The 15,598-nt window shown below is 62.7% G+C and carries 14 protein-coding genes and 1 pseudogene; 9 read left to right on the top strand and 6 right to left on the bottom strand.

The features are described 5' to 3' along the window. Positions 1–134: 134 nt before the first annotated feature. On the bottom strand, positions 135–1,160 hold the full coding sequence (gene tdh, locus ACO07D_RS16455) for an L-threonine 3-dehydrogenase (protein ID WP_421705055.1): 1,026 nt from the start codon (positions 1,158–1,160) through the stop codon (positions 135–137). Positions 1,161–1,171: 11 nt separating this feature from the next. Beyond that, positions 1,172–2,368, bottom strand: coding sequence for a glycine C-acetyltransferase (locus tag ACO07D_RS16450; protein ID WP_421704016.1), 1,197 nt, complete (start codon positions 2,366–2,368; stop codon positions 1,172–1,174). Between the two features lie 147 nt (positions 2,369–2,515). On the opposite strand from ACO07D_RS16450, the gene ACO07D_RS16445 reads away from it, so the two are divergent. Continuing rightward, positions 2,516–3,175, top strand: coding sequence for an NnrU family protein (locus ACO07D_RS16445; RefSeq protein WP_421704015.1), 660 nt, complete (start codon positions 2,516–2,518; stop codon positions 3,173–3,175). A gap of 329 nt (positions 3,176–3,504) precedes the next feature. Here the strand turns inward: ACO07D_RS16445 and ACO07D_RS16440 are convergent, their stop codons facing one another. The 3 genes from ACO07D_RS16440 to ACO07D_RS16430 all read right to left on the bottom strand — a co-directional run bounded on the left by ACO07D_RS16440 (position 3,505) and on the right by ACO07D_RS16430 (position 6,106). Continuing rightward, positions 3,505–4,248, bottom strand: coding sequence for an RlmE family RNA methyltransferase (locus tag ACO07D_RS16440; RefSeq protein ID WP_421704014.1), 744 nt, complete (start codon positions 4,246–4,248; stop codon positions 3,505–3,507). A gap of 1 nt (position 4,249) precedes the next feature. Further along, positions 4,250–5,362: a Ppx/GppA phosphatase family protein gene (locus ACO07D_RS16435; RefSeq protein ID WP_421704013.1), complete on the bottom strand. Its 1,113-nt coding sequence runs from the start codon at positions 5,360–5,362 to the stop codon at positions 4,250–4,252. 81 nt (positions 5,363–5,443) lie between these two features. Continuing rightward, entirely contained in the window at positions 5,444–6,106 is a 663-nt protein-coding gene (locus ACO07D_RS16430) for a sulfotransferase family 2 domain-containing protein (protein ID WP_421704012.1), read from the bottom strand. Between the two features lie 243 nt (positions 6,107–6,349). Here ACO07D_RS16430 and ACO07D_RS16425 point away from each other — a divergent pair, with 243 nt between their 5' ends. The 5 genes from ACO07D_RS16425 to ACO07D_RS16405 all read left to right on the top strand — a co-directional run bounded on the left by ACO07D_RS16425 (position 6,350) and on the right by ACO07D_RS16405 (position 11,090). Beyond that, positions 6,350–6,646 carry a virulence factor gene (locus tag ACO07D_RS16425; RefSeq protein ID WP_421704011.1) on the top strand — a complete coding sequence of 99 codons (297 nt, stop codon included), beginning with the start codon at positions 6,350–6,352 and terminating at the stop codon, positions 6,644–6,646. A gap of 29 nt (positions 6,647–6,675) precedes the next feature. Next, the gene (locus tag ACO07D_RS16420; protein WP_421704010.1) at positions 6,676–7,617 is read left to right on the top strand and encodes a methylenetetrahydrofolate reductase; all 942 of its coding nucleotides are present in this window, start codon (positions 6,676–6,678) and stop codon (positions 7,615–7,617) included. Between the two features lie 3 nt (positions 7,618–7,620). After that, on the top strand, positions 7,621–8,697 hold the full coding sequence (locus tag ACO07D_RS16415) for a methyltetrahydrofolate cobalamin methyltransferase (protein WP_421704009.1): 1,077 nt from the start codon (positions 7,621–7,623) through the stop codon (positions 8,695–8,697). A gap of 196 nt (positions 8,698–8,893) precedes the next feature. Then, entirely contained in the window at positions 8,894–10,774 is a 1,881-nt protein-coding gene (locus ACO07D_RS16410) for a hypothetical protein (protein WP_421704008.1), read from the top strand. Between the two features lie 154 nt (positions 10,775–10,928). Beyond that, positions 10,929–11,090 carry a hypothetical protein gene (locus ACO07D_RS16405; protein WP_421704007.1) on the top strand — a complete coding sequence of 54 codons (162 nt, stop codon included), beginning with the start codon at positions 10,929–10,931 and terminating at the stop codon, positions 11,088–11,090. Between the two features lie 103 nt (positions 11,091–11,193). Here the strand turns inward: ACO07D_RS16405 and ACO07D_RS16400 are convergent, their stop codons facing one another. After that, positions 11,194–11,742: a hypothetical protein gene (locus ACO07D_RS16400; RefSeq protein ID WP_421704006.1), complete on the bottom strand. Its 549-nt coding sequence runs from the start codon at positions 11,740–11,742 to the stop codon at positions 11,194–11,196. A 137-nt stretch (positions 11,743–11,879) separates the two neighbouring features. On the opposite strand from ACO07D_RS16400, the gene ACO07D_RS16395 reads away from it, so the two are divergent. From ACO07D_RS16395 to ACO07D_RS16385, 3 genes and pseudogenes are all read left to right on the top strand, one after another. Beyond that, entirely contained in the window at positions 11,880–12,185 is a 306-nt protein-coding gene (locus tag ACO07D_RS16395; protein WP_421704005.1) for a hypothetical protein, read from the top strand. 91 nt (positions 12,186–12,276) lie between these two features. After that, entirely contained in the window at positions 12,277–14,319 is a 2,043-nt protein-coding gene (locus tag ACO07D_RS16390; RefSeq protein ID WP_421704004.1) for an ASKHA domain-containing protein, read from the top strand. Between the two features lie 60 nt (positions 14,320–14,379). Next, positions 14,380–15,576 (top strand): annotated as a pseudogene (locus tag ACO07D_RS16385) (DUF2235 domain-containing protein). The last annotated feature ends 22 nt before the right edge of the window (positions 15,577–15,598 follow it).

Genomic DNA, 15,598 nt, shown 5'->3' with positions numbered 1-15,598 from the left:
CGGGCGCAATTCGGGTTGGCTCGGGCCACGATAGACCAGCAGGTATTGCGACCTCGTTAATGGCCGCAACAAAGCCCTTCCCGCCGCGGGAGGCCGAGTTTCTTGGAGTATTTACAGCTGCTTGGAAAGGGGAATTAGCCCCAATCCATCACCACCTTGCCCGCCATGCCCGACCGCATGGCGGCAAAGCCCTGGGCAAATTCGTCGATGCCGATACGGTGCGTAATCAGCCCCGACAGGTCCAACCCGGTCTGGATCAGCGCGATCATCTTGTACCAGGTTTCAAACATCTCACGCCCGTAGATGCCCTTGATCTGAAGCATCTTGAAGATCACCTGGTTCCAGTCGACGGCGAAATCGGTGGGCGCAATGCCAAGCAGAGCCAGTTTGCCACCGTTGTTCATGCGCGCGATCATCTGGCGCATGGCATCGGGCGCGCCGGACATTTCGAGACCCACGTCAAAGCCTTCGGTCATGCCGATATCGCTCATCACTTCGCGCAGGGTCACGGCGGAGACGTCGACCACGTGCTCGACGCCCATGCGCCGGGCCAGGTCCAGCCGGTAGGGCGCGATGTCGGTGATCACGACCTTGCGCGCGCCCACCTTCTGAGCGACCAGCGCGCCCATGATGCCGATGGGGCCGGCGCCGGTCACCAGCACATCCTCGCCCACCAGATCAAAACTCAAGGCCGTGTGCACCGCATTGCCGAAGGGATCCAGAATGGCTCCGATCTCATCCGGCACGTCATCAGGCAGCGCCACGACATTGCGCGCGGGCAGGCAGACATATTCGGCGAAACTGCCTGGTCGGTTCACGCCCACACCCAGGGTGTTGCGGCACAGGTGCCCCCTGCCCGCGCGGCAGTTGCGGCAATGGCCGCAGGTGACGTGGCCTTCACCGGACACGCGTTGACCGACGTGGTAATCGGTCACCGCCGCCCCCAGTTCGACGATCTCGCCCATGAACTCGTGGCCCACGACCATCGGCGTGGGCACAGTCTTTGCCGACCATTCGTCCCAGTTCCAGATATGCACGTCCGTGCCGCAGATGGCGCTCTTCTTGACCTTGATCAGCACTTCGGTCGGCCCGGGTTCCGGCACCGGCACGCGTTCCATCCACAGGCCTTCCTCGGGCTTGGCCTTCACCAGCGCCTTCATCATGTTGTCCATCAGCTGATCACTCCCAATTCGCGGCCCACGGCGGCGAAAGCGTTGATTGCATCGTCGAGTTGGTCGAGGTCATGCGCCGCGCTCATTTGCGTGCGGATGCGGTCCTGGCCCATCGGCACGACGGGGAAGGAGAAGGCGGTGACGAAGACGCCACGGTCATGCAGGGCGGCGGCCATGTCCTGGGCCAGTTGCGGATCGCGCAGCATGACCGGGATGATCGGGTGTTCGCCGGGCAGAAGGTCAAAGCCGAGCGCGCCCATGCGGTTGCGGAAATGCCCGGCATTGCGGAACAGCCGCGCGCGCAACTCGCCGCCCTGTTCGATCATGTCCAGCACGGTCAGTGTGGTCGCGGTAATGACCGGTGCCAGGGCGTTGGAGAACAGGTAGGGCCGCGAGCGTTGCCTCAGCCAATCGACCAACGGCGCAGGCCCGGCGGTGTAGCCACCCGAAGCCCCGCCAAGCGCCTTGCCCAGCGTGCCGGTGACAATGTCCACCCGCTCCATCACCCCACAATGTTCCGGCGTGCCGCGCCCGCCCTCGCCCATGAACCCCACCGCGTGGCTGTCATCGACCATGACCATAGCGTCGTATTTCTCGGCCAGGTCGCAGATCTCAGGCAGTTTGGCGATATATCCGTCCATGGAGAAGACGCCGTCGGTGGCGATCAGCCGGTAGCGCGCGCCCTGGGCGGCCTTCAGCTTGTCTTCCAGGTCGGCCATGTCCGAGTTCGCATAGCGCAGCCGCTGCGCCTTGCACAGGCGCACGCCGTCAATGATGGACGCATGGTTCAGCGCGTCCGAGATGATCGCGTCCTCGGGGCCCAGAAGGGTCTCGAACAGGCCGGCATTTGCGTCAAAGCAGGACGAATAGAGGATCGTATCCTCGGTGCCCAGGAAGCTGGACAGCCGCGCCTCCAGCGCCTTGTGATCCTCCTGCGTGCCGCAGATGAACCGCACCGAGGCCATGCCGTAGCCATAACGATCGAGCGCCGATTTGGCCGAACTGACAAGTTGCGGGTGGTCAGCCAACCCAAGGTAGTTGTTGGCGCAGAGGTTCACCGTCTGCCCCTCACCCACCAAGTCGACAACGCCGCCTTGCGGCCCGGCCAGGGGGCGTTCGGCCTTGTAAAGCCCCTCGCCCCGCAGCCCATCCAGCCGCTGATCCAGGTCCAAGGTAAATCTGTCCCGTGCGCGCATCATCTGTCTCCCTTGCAGGGTGAGCCTAACAACGGCGCGGGCTGGAAAGCGAGGAAAAACGACGGCAAATGTCGCAGGCGGATGGCTGGACCTTGCCGACGCCCAGGCATAGGGTGCGCGGGAGTTTCCCGAGCAAAGGAGTCGGACATGCTGGGCGGTTGGGGTGAGTTCGTTGCGGCCTTCGCGGTTTTCTTCCTGTCCCATTCGATTCCGACGCGTCCGGCGGTCAAGGGCGCGCTGGTGGCACGGCTGGGGTCGCGGGGGTTTACCCTGGCCTATTCGGTGCTGTCGACAGCGGTGCTGGCCTGGGTGATCTTTGCGGCCGCCCGCGCTCCGGTGGTGATGCTCTGGCCCTGGGATCTATGGCAGAACCACGTGCCGCTGACGGTGATGGCGCTGGCGGTGACCATTGCGGTGCTGGCGATCGGGCGGCCCAACCCACTGTCCTTTGGCGGGGCGCACAATGAGCGTTTCGATCCGGAGAACCCGGGGCTTGTCGGCTGGGTCCGCCACCCCCTGCTGGTGGCCCTGGCGCTCTGGGCGGGCTCGCACCTGGTGCCCAATGGCAATCTGGCCCATGTGATCCTGTTTGTCCTGTTCGGCGGCTTCGCCCTGATGGGCATGAAGCTGATCGACAGGCGCCAGAAACGCGTGCTGGGCGCGGAGGAATGGGCACGACTGTGCAATACCAAACGCAAGGTCACCCCCACACTGAACGGTGTGGTGCGGCTGGTGCTGGCCGGGGTGGTCTACATGGGGCTGCTCCATCTGCACGGGCCGGTGTTCGGCGTCTATCCCCTGCCCTGACGAACCGCATCCTCCCCTATCCCCTCCGGGGTTGCGCGGCCTCCTCACGCGCCTGCGGCGCGCTCCTCAACCTCGCGGCAGGGCGGGCGCCGGGCCGTGGGCCCGGCGCCCGCCCCCACCGATCCCAAGGAAGGTCTTGGCGCAGCCAAGGCCAGACGCAGCGGGTCGGAACCGTTTGATTTATCACAACATTGCCCCATGCCTGGCCGCGGGCACAGCCCGCGGCCCCGCCCCGACGCGAAGCCAGATCGCGTCAGCGATTGGCGGCGCGGCGGAACCCGGTACGGGATTTTTCATACAGGTAGAAAGGGCCTAGGAAACAGCAGGCGTTACCCCCGGAACCCGGTCGCCACCACGAATTTCTCGGAACTATCCGAGCGCGACGAGGGCGGTTTCATGTACATGACCTTGGTGAACTTCTGCTTAAGGATCTTCTGAAGCTCCCCCTCGGCCCCGCCAGCCAGGACCTTGGCGACGAACGTGCCGCCCTCCTCCAGCACGTCGAAGGCGAAATAGGCGGCCGCTTCACACAAGGCGATAATCCGCAGGTGGTCGGTCTGCTTGTGACCGGAACTGGCCGCAGCCATGTCCGACATGACCACATCGGCCTTGCCGCCGAGCCACTCCTTGACCACCACATCGGCGTCATCTTCCATGAAATCGAGCACTTCGAACCGCGCACCGGCCAGCGGTTCGACCTCCTGCAGGTCCACGCCCAGATAGGTGCCAACGGACTTGCCGGATTTTTCGCCCAGAGCATTGATGCGCGGCACGGTGACCTGCGCCCATCCGCCCGGTGCGCAGCCCAGGTCGACCACGCGGGCGCCGTTCAGCAGAAAGCGGTACTTGTCGTCCAGCTCCATGATCTTGTAGGCGGCGCGGCCGCGCATGCCCTCGGCCTTGGCACGGGCCACATAGGGATCATTGAGCTGCCGCTGCAACCAGCGGGTCGAACTGGACCGGCGTCCGCGCGCGGTCTTGACCTTGACCGTCAGGTCACGCAGCCCGCGCCCCGACGAGTTCTTCTTGCCGCCGCCCTTGCCGCCTTTTCCCTTGCCATAGACACCCGCCATGTCAGTACACCCCGTCTTCCAGCACACCATCGCTGGACATCTGTGAATAAAGTAGCCCCTCACGCAGCCCCCGGTCCGCGACCGACAGCCGGTCGGTGGGCCAGATGCGCAGAAGCGCCTGAAGAATGGCCGAGCCGGACATGATCAGCGCCTGCCGGTCCTTGCCGATGCGCGGATCGGCGCGCCGGCCCTTGGGGCCGAGGTCCAGATAGGAGCGGATCACCGCGTCGATCTGGTCCGACGACATGCGCAGCCCGTCGACCTTGTTGCGATCATAACGGCGCAGCCCCAGGTGGGTCGCCGCCACGGTCGTGACCGTGCCCGAGGTGCCGATGATCTGAAACCCCTCGCGGGCGTGGTCATTGTGGAACGGCAGGAAGGTTTCCAGCTGTTCCTCGAAGGCGCAGCTCATCAACGCGAAACGTGCCGCGTCTTCCTTCACATCGTCGAACTGCTCGCGCAGGGTCGCCACGCCCAGGGGAACGGAAATCCAGTCCACCACGCGGGCGGCCGGAAACGGGCCCGGGTCGGACATCAGCCCGGCCCGCATACGCATGATTGCGCGCGGGCGGTCTACGGGGGCGACCTTCGAAAGGTCCAGCCAGACCAGTTCGGTCGAGCCGCCGCCGATATCGACCACCAACAGCTGCTCGGTCTTGGTCGAGACCAGCGGCGCACAGGAAATCACCGCCAGGCGTGCCTCTTCCTCGGGCTTGATGATCTCCATGCGTAGGCCCGTTTCACGCCGCACCATGCGCATGAAATCACGCCCGTTCTTGGCCCGTCGGCAGGCTTCGGTCGCGACCAGGCGCATGTTTTTCACACGGTGTTTCTTGAGCTTGCGCTGGCAGATCTTCAGCGCATGGATCGTGCGCCCGATCGAGGCGCGCGACAGGCGACCCGAGCTTTCCAGTCCATGGCCCAGCTGAACGGACTTCGAGAAGCTGTCCACGACGTGAAACTGACTGCCCTTCGGTTGGGCAATCAGCATACGGCAGCTGTTCGTGCCGAGGTCCAGGGCCGCATAGAGCTCCACCGGATCCTTCTGGTCAGGCGCGGGTGGCTCGACCGGTTTCGGGAACGCGCCCGCACCTTTGGGACGCTTGGGCGCCATGATACACGCCCTCCATTTCGAGTTGCCCCCAAGGTATGCCGCTTTTCAGACAGGCGCAACTCCCCACAACCGATTGAGGCCTCAAGCGAGGGGATTATCGTAATGCCCTTCGAGGTAGTCATATTCCTTGGTCAGTCGCACCCTCAGAGCCTCCCGGGTCGTGGGTGTCAGATCGTCAAGCGTCAGCTTGACCCGGGTCTTGTTTTCGCGCGGAATGGTCACCTGCGCCCCGAGCCGCGCTGACAGGTCCTCCGCCAGACGCGGCATGTCCCTTTCGACCTTGTAGACATCCGTAAAGCGGCCAAGGCTGGGACCGGTAAACATCTGAATCGTAAACGTATGATGTTTGATCACCGAGGCCGCTTGATTGTACGCCTCCAGGTTCTGAAAGAAGAAATCGGGATCAGGGTCCATCGGCAGGTTCACCCTGCCCTTTTGCAGGTTGCGCGAGTTGTGCAGCTCCTTCTTCTCGACCACCCTGTTCACATAAGCCGACATCAACCGCTTGCTCGGATCACGCATCACGCAGAAGCGGAACCAATCCTCTCCCTGATAGGGTTTCCATTGCCATTTTCGCCAACGCTGGGTCGGATAAGCCGCATGGTAGATCGGGCCGGATCGCTCGTCCTCGGGCGGCAAGCTGATCGCCGGATCATGCTGCGCAAGAACCGCCTTGATCGAGGTGCAAGCCGCCTTGGGCACGGCGGCATAGGCAAGTTTGAAATGCGAGACAGCAACAACCATTACAATGCTCTTGTAAATTCACTTTCCAGTCGATGCTCCACTTATACGGGTACGCTCGAATTTGCCATTATCTTTATGAATAAGTTTCACGCCCCCAGCTGTGGCCCTAACGCGCCAAGACCGCTACCCAAGGGGCGGCGAGGGCGGCGCGTGTCGCTCAGCGCTTTTTCTGTGTCGAAATTCGCCCTCTTGGCCGCGAACGCGCAGCGTAGAAGGGAAAAACGAGGAGATGAGGAATCGCACATGCCCGACGTGACCATCGTATATTGGCGTGACATCCCGGCCCAGGTTATCGTGGGCAAGGGACGCCGCGGGGCCAAACGCCCCCTGCCCGAGCGCTTTGAACAGGCGATCGACCGGGCGGCCATGAAAGTGGGCGCGGCGGATACCGATGCCTACCTGGCGGAATGGCGCAAGGCCGAGCCGTTCACGGTGGAGGGCGATCAGGACGAGATCGCCCAGGCAGAGGCAGACCGCATCGACGCGGAATATGACCAGGAGCGCCTGAAAGCGCTGATCGCCAACGACGGCAGGGCATGAGCCACCGCCGCAGCATATGGGAGGCAGCAATGGCGCTGTTGAACTTCAAGAAAAAGGCGGCCGAGGCCGCGCCCACCACCGTCAATCCCGAGCTGGAAGCCTTCCTGAAGGGCTATTCGATCGAGATCATGCCGCGCACCGCGGGCAAGGTCGATGACTTCCGCGCCCTGCTGCCGGAAGGCACCCGCGTCTATATCGCCCATATCGACGGCACCCCGATCGAGGACATGGTCGCCACCGCCAAACGCGTGAAGGCAGAAGGCTTCGACGTGATGCCGCATTTCCCGGCGCGGATCATCAAGGACAAGGCGACCCTGGAAAACTGGATCGCCATGTACCAGGGCGAGGCGGACGTGAAACAGGGCCTGGTCCTGGCCGGCGGCATCCCGAAGGCGCATGGCGAGTTCACCGACTCGATGCAACTGCTGGACACCGGCCTCTTTGACAAGGCGGGCTTCACCCACCTGAACGTCGCCGGTCACCCGGAGCCGAACCTGGACATCGACCCCAAGGGCGGTCGTGCCAACACCTATGCGGCGCTGGACTGGAAACAGGAATACGCCAAGCGCACCGACGCCGAGATGGCCCTGGCCACCCAGTTCTGCTTTGAGGCCCAGCCGGTCATCGAATGGGCCAACGAGCTGGCCGAGCGCGGCATGAACCTGCCGATCCACATCGGCATCGCCGGTCCCGCCAAGCTGCAGACCATGATCAAGTTCGCCATCGCCTGCGGTGTCGGCCCCTCGCTGAAGGTGCTGCAGAAACGGGCCAAGGACGTGTCCAAGCTTCTGCTGCCGCATGAGCCGACCGAGATCCTGACCGATCTGGCCGCGCACAAGGCCGCGAACCCGGACTTCAACATCACCAAGGTCCATTTCTTCCCGCTCGGCGGCATCAAGACCAATGCCACCTGGGCGATCAACAACGGCGGCGCAAGCACCGTTCCCGTAAACCCCGCAGAGGACGTCTGATACATGACCCGTACCATCATCGAAAGCGCCACCAAGACCACCATCATGGGCTTTGATCAGCCCTTCACCGTGATCGGCGAGCGCATCAACCCCACGGGCCGCAAGATCCTGAACGCCGAGCTGGAAAACGGTGACTTCTCCCGCGTCGAAGCCGACGCCCTGGCCCAGGTTGCCGCCGGTGCCACCGTGCTGGACATCAACTCGGGTGCCGTCTTCTCGAACAAGATGGCCGAAGACGTGCGTTACGCGGACAACAACTTCGTTGAACCCGAGCTGATGCGTCAGCTGGTCGAGACCGTGCAGGCCGTCACCGACTGCCCGCTTTGCATCGACTCGTCCGTGCCGGGCGCGCTGGAAGCCGGTCTGGAAGCCGCCAAGGGCCGTCCGCTCTTGAACTCGGTCACCGGCGAAGAAGAGCGCCTGGAGCAGGTTCTGCCGCTGGTCAAGAAATACAACGTTCCGGTCGTGGCGATCTCGAACGATGACACCGGCATCTCGGAAGACCCCGAAGTGCGCTTTGCGGTCGCCAAGAAGATCGTGGAACGCGCCGCCGATTTCGGCATCCCGGCTCATGACATCGTGGTTGACCCGCTGGTCATGCCCGTCGGCGCCATGGGCACCGCGGGCCTGCAGGTGTTTGAACTGAACCGCCGTCTGCGCAACGAACTGGGCGTGAACACCACCTGCGGCGCGTCGAACATCTCGTTCGGCCTGCCCAACCGTCACGGTATCAACAACGCCTTCCTGCCGATGGCCATGGCCACCGGCATGACCTCAGCGATCATGAACCCGGTCGCGATCCCGCTGGGTCCGAAGAAATTCGCCGAGAAACGCGCCGAGATCGAAGCCAAGGGCATCATCATCCCGGCCGACATGGACGACGAGACCATCTGCCAGATCTTCAACCTGGGCTCGACCAAGCCGCGCGCCGGCAAGGAAATGGAGGCCATCCGCGCCGCCAACTTCCTGACCAACAACGACGAGGGCGGCGCAGAGTGGATCAAGTTCAACTCGGCCGACGCCGGGGCCGCAGGAGCCGCCGGAGGCCGCCGAGGTGGCCGCCGCCGCCGCTCGGCCTGATCCGAACATGATGAGATCAAGGGGCTCGCCAAGGCGGGCCCCTTTTTCGTCCCAACCTTCAGAAGGCGCCGTGACTTCATGCCGCGGCTTTCCACAATGGGTTGACGCCATCTTCCATTGCTCCATACGATCCCGCCAGTTTTGGAGGACCTAAAACGGGTCCGAAGCGATCAGATTTGACGACGCGAGCAGAACGATGTGGATCAAGGGCTACGAGGGATTTCATTTTTCGGCTTTCATCGGCGGAGGTGAGCATCGGCTCTTTTCATTCGATGCAATGAGCGGAACCCATGAGGAAGTCTTTGCGCCGGATGGTCAGGACTTCACACCCTATGGAGAAGCCTTCACAGCCTTCGGCAAGGTGCTGATCACAGGTCGCGCCACCGACGCCTCCAACCACAGCGCCGTGGGATACGAACTCTGGGAAATAACCGAGAACGGAACTCTGGAGTTATTCTCGGACATCCGCATTGGTGAGGGCTCTTCCTTCTTGCGGGCTTCGCAACATTTTAAGGTCCTGGGGCATCCGGACTTCTTCGTGGCAACTGCACGTTACGACAGCGATACCTATGAAATGGTGGCGGTCTTTGACGATGGCAGCGCGCGCACCTTGGGTGATATGATCGACGGCATAGACAATCTCAGGAGTCTTTCGGCGCCCGTGATCTACGAGGGCGAGACCGTGTTTCTGGGAAGTGTAGGGCACGGATCCCGCGTCCCTTGGGTAATCGACGATGCCTCCAACCAGATCAAAACGCTGACGGACTTCGCGACCAGTGTCAGCGGCTTTAGTTTCGACCACCTCTATGTCCTGGACGGTCAACTCTTCGCCAAGATCAACACCAGTGAACATGGTCGGGAACTCTGGGTACTTGACGCATTCGATCGGTGGAAACTGGTCGATGACGTATCGTCCGGTTCCAGGCATTCTTCCCCGTCCTGGGAGTTCGAACTGGACGGGGTCCACTACTTCACTGCGGTGAATGACGCCTACGGGCGCGAACTTTACCGGCTGGATGGCACGAACAACCTGGTTCGCGTGACCGATCTGGCCCCGGGTGCGGGCAATTCCTTCTATGGCGTTCGGGACTTCACCTATGACGGCCATGTTTATTTCCACGCCATCAACAGCCTGTCCGGGCTGCAATTCTACCGCATGGGCCCCGGCAGCGTGGTCGAACGCGTGGATGAGTTCATTGACGGACAGCCCGGCTCTTACCCGTCCGTGCTGGTCGACCTGGACAATGGCAAGGTGGTCACCGCCCCATCCGAGCATTTGGACGGCGGTCAAGCCTATTGGTTGATCGACGGACAGTTGTCGGAATTTGAACTGCCCGAGGGCGATCTGGCCGATATCGAGCTGCGCGGCGGGAACCTCATCGCGGTCACAAACGACGCGAACGGGGGCTTTTCCGTTTGGATCATGGCCCCAAATTCGGACTGGCACCTGGTCAGGAAAATCGACGATGCCGAGGGCACGCAACGGGTGGTGGACCTGTCTCTCGTGGACGAGATCGGTCCCGGGCGTGACGCCTACTTCGGAGACGAGGCCGACGAGGAAGTCACGAGCCCCACGGATGGCAGCATCGTTTTTGGCGCAGGCGGAAACGATACCATCCACGGTGGCAACGGAAAGGACGAGCTGTTCGGCGAAGAAGGTAATGACAGCCTGTTCGGAGGCGCGGGTGAAGATCTCCTGAGCGGAGGAAGCGGCCGGAACCTACTCACTGGAGGGGCAGGTTCGGACACATTCCTATTCAGGGACCTGGAGGGGCAGACCACCATTACCGATTTCGAATCGGGTACGGACGTGATTTCCTTGGGCGATATCCTTGACCAGGCAGCGACGTACCAGATTCACCTCGGTGACATGTGTCAAACCAAGCTCGCGTTCGGTGAGGAGTATGTTTACGACACCCTTCGCATCCACGTCGTCCAGAACGGTGGCAATGTCGAACTCCGCGTGACCGGGCCCCAGGCTCAACCGGGCCAACCGGGCGCACAGCAGGAGGCCCCGCTGGTGATTCTGGAAGGGGTTGACCTGGCTGGATTGAGCTGGGACGACTTCGTCATTTGAGGGCGCCCCGGCTCTCTTGAACAGGGGATTTCAAGGCAGATGTCCAAACGGGCAGCGACCGGCATTCCTGCCCTAGGGTCAACCGGCCATTCTTCGCCCTGCGACAGCCTTGTCGCTTGCTCTGTGTGTCCCTTCGTTGCTAGGGTCGTCCCATATGAAAAAACTGATGGAGGTCAGCATGTTGAAACTCAAAGCCGCCGGTCTGCTGGTCGTTGCCCTTATCCTGGCCGGTTGTGCCGCCAAGGAAGAGGTCGTGATCGTCGAACCGGTCGAGCCCGAAGTCACCTATGACAAGATGGGCAACCCGGTGATGTAATCCCCGGCTCCGGTCGGGCTTGGCCCTCCGGAGGCACACGAGAACACACGGGGGCCGCGCCTGTTTCGGGCGCGGCCCCCGTCGTTTTGAGCCTGGTCGGCGATTACTGCATCATCGCGCCCATCGCCATCGGGGCGTCGGTGGTGAAGATATAGTCATCCTCGGCCGAATGGCAGGCAATGCAGCCCTGTTCGGCGCCCTTGGCCACGCGGCCTGCCAGGCGCATGCCGCCCGCATTCATGTCGAGCGACCCATCCGGCAGGTACTTGACCCAAAACCAGTTCTGATTGTCGGCGTCATAGCCGTCCTCACGCTGGAACATCACCGTATAGGCAGCCAGGTGCGTGGCGGGATCGCCCAGAACCTGGTCGATCTCGACCCCCTCGGGTCCGAAATTGCGTTTCACGATCAGGGTGCCCTTGTGGCCGTTCACCTCGGCCTCGGTATAGAAGGTCTCCAACATCAGCCCGTGCGGCTCGATCCCTTCATAGGGAAAGCCGCGGATCATGCCGTCGCCAGCCAGGCGCATCGCCACCATCACCTCCCAGAGCGTGGCGGCATAGGCGGCATCATCGTCAGTGCCGAACTCCTGCGCGGAGGCGGATCCGGCCAGGATCAATGTCGCGGCGGCGAAAGTGGTCAGCTGTTTCATCGTCCTCTCCTCTTTCTTTCTCCTCATGTCATGGTCCAAGCCTAGCGCCGCGCGTGATCACCTGCGGGCAACTCTGATCACCTTGGCGCGACGGGTCGTGACTGGACGGGGCGCTGCCGCGCGCACAGGCTGGTCCCATGCGATACCTTTGGCTGTTCCTGATCCTGCCCCTGCCCGCCCTGGCCGACACGCTCTGCGTCACCAATGCCTCGGACACGCGCCACTTTTTCGCGGTCGCCTCCGACAGCGGCAAACGGGCCGCGGACTGGCTTGCCCCCGGCGCGCAGCTTTGTCTGGACACGAAGGCCCCCGGCACCGTATCGGTTTACGAAGAGGACGACGCTTTCGAAGGCTGCTCGCGCCGCCTGCCCCCGGGTGGGGCGGAACAGATGCACGCCTATGCGCCGTTTGATCGCTGTACCTGGGCCGTACACCTGAACTGAAACACGCCGCTTTTTGACCAAGTCACGACGCGAACCACCTTGCGCCCTGCCCCCTGCAAGTTAAAACGATTCCAAAGGGAGACGCGCGCACATGTCCAAAGATCCTCTGGTCATCTTTACCCCCTCCGGCAAACGGGGCCATTTTCCCGTCGGCACCCCGATCCTGACCGCCGCACGGCAGTTGGGCGTGGACCTGGATTCGGTCTGCGGCGGGCGGGGCATCTGTTCGAAATGCCAGATCACGCCAAGCTTCGGCGAGTTCCCCAAACACGGGGTCACCGTGTCGGAAACCGCCCTGTCCGAATGGAACTCGGTCGAAGAGCGTTACGACAACATCCGGGGCCTGCCCAAGGGCCGCCGACTGGGCTGCCAGGCCAAGGTCGAAGGTGACGTGGTCATCGACGTGCCGCCGGAAAGTCAGGTGCACCGCCAGGTGGTGCGCAAGCGGGCCGAAGCGCGCGACATTACCCTGAACCCGTCGATCCGCCTGCATTATGTCGAGGTCGAACAACCCGACATGCACAAGCCCTCGGGCGATCTGGAGCGGCTCTGCGAGGCGCTGCAACGCGAGATGGGGCTGGAAAAGCTGGACATCGACCCGCATCTGCTGCGCGAGCTGCAGCCCACGCTGCGCAAGGGCGACTGGACCGTGACCGCCGCCGTCTACATGGGCGACGGCAGCTCGACCCCATCGATCTGCGCGCTTTGGCCGGGCTATTACGACGGGCGTATCTACGGTCTGGCCGTGGACCTGGGCTCGACCACCATTGCGGCGCACCTCTGTGACCTCTTGACGGGCGAGGTTGTCGCCTCCTCTGGCATCATGAACCCGCAGATCCGCTTCGGCGAAGACCTGATGAGCCGGGTCAGCTATTCGATGATGAACGCGGGCGGCGACCTGGAAATGACCCAGGCGGTGCGCGAAGGGCTGAACGCGCTTTTCGTGCAGATCGCTGCCGAGGCGGAGATCGACAAGTCGCTGATCATGGACGCTGTGTTCGTGATGAACCCGGTCATGCACCACCTGTTCCTGGGCATCGACCCGTTCGAGCTGGGCCAGGCGCCCTTTGCCCTGGCCAGCTCGGACGCGCTGCGCCTGCGCGCGGCCGACCTGGACCTTGTGCTGAACCCCGGCACCCGCGCCTATATCCTGCCCTGTATCGCAGGCCACGTGGGGGCGGATGCCGCCGGTGTGGCCCTGTCCGAGGCACCGGACAAATCCGACGACCTCGTGCTGGTGGTGGACGTGGGCACCAACGCGGAAATCCTGCTGGGATCGAAGGACGGCGTGCTGGCCTGTTCGTCGCCCACCGGCCCTGCGTTCGAGGGCGCGCAGATTTCCAGCGGGCAGCGCGCCGCGCCGGGTGCGATCGAACGGGTGGAGATCGATCCGGTCACCAAGGAACCCCGCTTCCGCGTGATCGGCTGCGACATCTGGTCGGATGAAGAAGGCTTTGCCGAGGCCACCGCCGTCACGGGCGTGACCGGCATCTGCGGATCCGGCATCATCGAGGTGATTGCCGAGATGCGTCTGGCCGGCATCGTCGACGGGCCGGGCCTGATCGGCTCGGCGGAGCAAACGGGCTCCGCGCGCTGCTTCCTCGACGGGCGCACCAATTCCTACCTGATCCATGACGGCAGCGCCGATGGCGGGCCGAAGATCACCGTCACAAATGGCGACATCCGCGCAATCCAGATGGCCAAGGCGGCGCTTTATTCCGGTGCGCGTCTGCTGATGGACAAGCTGGAGGTGGACAAGGTCGACCGTATCGTTCTGGCGGGCGCTTTCGGCGCGCATATCAGCTCGAAACACGCGATGGTGCTGGGCATGATCCCGGATTGCGAGCTGGACAAGGTGACCTCGGCGGGCAACGCGGCGGGCACGGGCGCACGCATCGCGCTGCTGAACACCGAGGCGCGCCATGAGATCGAAGAGACCGTGCGCGCGATCCACAAGGTCGAGACCGCCGTCGAAGCCAGGTTCCAGGAGCATTTCGTCAATGCCTCCGCCATTCCGAACTCGGCCGATCCCTTCCCGATCCTGAAAGGCGTGGTGGACCTGCCCGAGCTCAACTTCAACACCGGCGCCGCCGAAGGTGGCACGGGCGGACGCCGCCGACGCCGTCGCGGCTGACCCGGAGTTTGCCCCCGTTTGCATTCATGATACCTTCAAGGCATTTGGAGGTATCATTTCATGTCACGCAAATTGATCATTTGCCTTGATGGCACCGGCAACGAGGTCGAGAAACGCGAAAGCAACGTTCTACGCCTGTATAAATGCCTGGAACATAACGAAAATCAGCTTGTGTATTACGAGCCGGGGGTGGGCACGCCCAGCACAAGATCCTTCAAGGGCAACCTGTTTGAAGCCCCGCGCAAGATATTTGGCCTGATTGCCGGCATCGGGTTGGAACGCAATGTCCTGCACGCCTACAGGTTCCTGTGCCAAAACTACCAAACAGGCGATTAACTGTACTTCTTCGGCTATTCACGCGGGGCCTATACCGCGCGCGTTCTGGCGGGCTTCATCAATGATTTCGGCCTTGTCGCGCCGCATGAGATGCACCTGATCGGCCCGGTCTATCGCACATGGCGCAAGATCCATCGGGACGCTGGACGACCAGCTCATTCCTCGATGCGCGTTTTCGAACAGTTCTTCCATGTGACACAGACCCCGATCCGATTTCTGGGCTTGTGGGACACCGTATCCTCGATGATCCAGATCCGCTTGCAATGGGGTACGATTGTCGACTTCGGCTCCCATTCCAGCGTCAACAAGAACCCCTCGGTGCAATCGGTGCGCCATGCTCTGTCGATCGACGAGCGGCGGCGTTTCTTTCGCCATCAGTTCTGGAAGGAAGGGCAGGAGTACATCGGCAAACGAAAGAAAGACGATGAAGACATCATCGTCCCCGCGCAGCAGGACGTCAAACAGGTCTGGTTCCCGGGCACGCATACGGACATTGCGGGCTCGGTCAAGGAAGACGAAGCCGGGCTAAGCAAAGTGTCCATGGTCTGGATGCGCGATGAACTGGATGCGCTCGGCGTGGCCAAGCTGGAGTTCTCCGAGCAGCACTACAATCGCTATGTGCGGGGCATTCCCGATGACGTGACTAAGGAAAACGATCTTGCGTTCTGCGCCCCGGACGCCACCGCCAACCTGCACAGCCAGATGCCTTACGGCTGGTTCCTGTTGGAGGGGCTTCCCCGCCTTGTGCGGCGCAGTGAGTGGCCGACCCAACCCGGGTTCCTGGGCTACTACCTTCCGCTGGCCCAACACCGCTTCATCCCCGATGGGGCAGAGATCCACCCCTCTGCCTTCGAGCGCCGCAAGAGCGACCCGGGTTACAATCCCCCCAACCTCGCCAAGTTCCCGCCAAAACCCGATTGACCCCGGTTGTCGGTCACGCTAC

Source organism: Aliiroseovarius sp., from assembly GCF_965228805.1.
Taxonomy (GTDB): Bacteria; Pseudomonadota; Alphaproteobacteria; order Rhodobacterales; family Rhodobacteraceae; genus JASBTN01.
The sequence above is the reverse complement of the archived record's forward strand: the minus strand, read 5'-3'. Positions and strand labels throughout refer to the sequence as shown.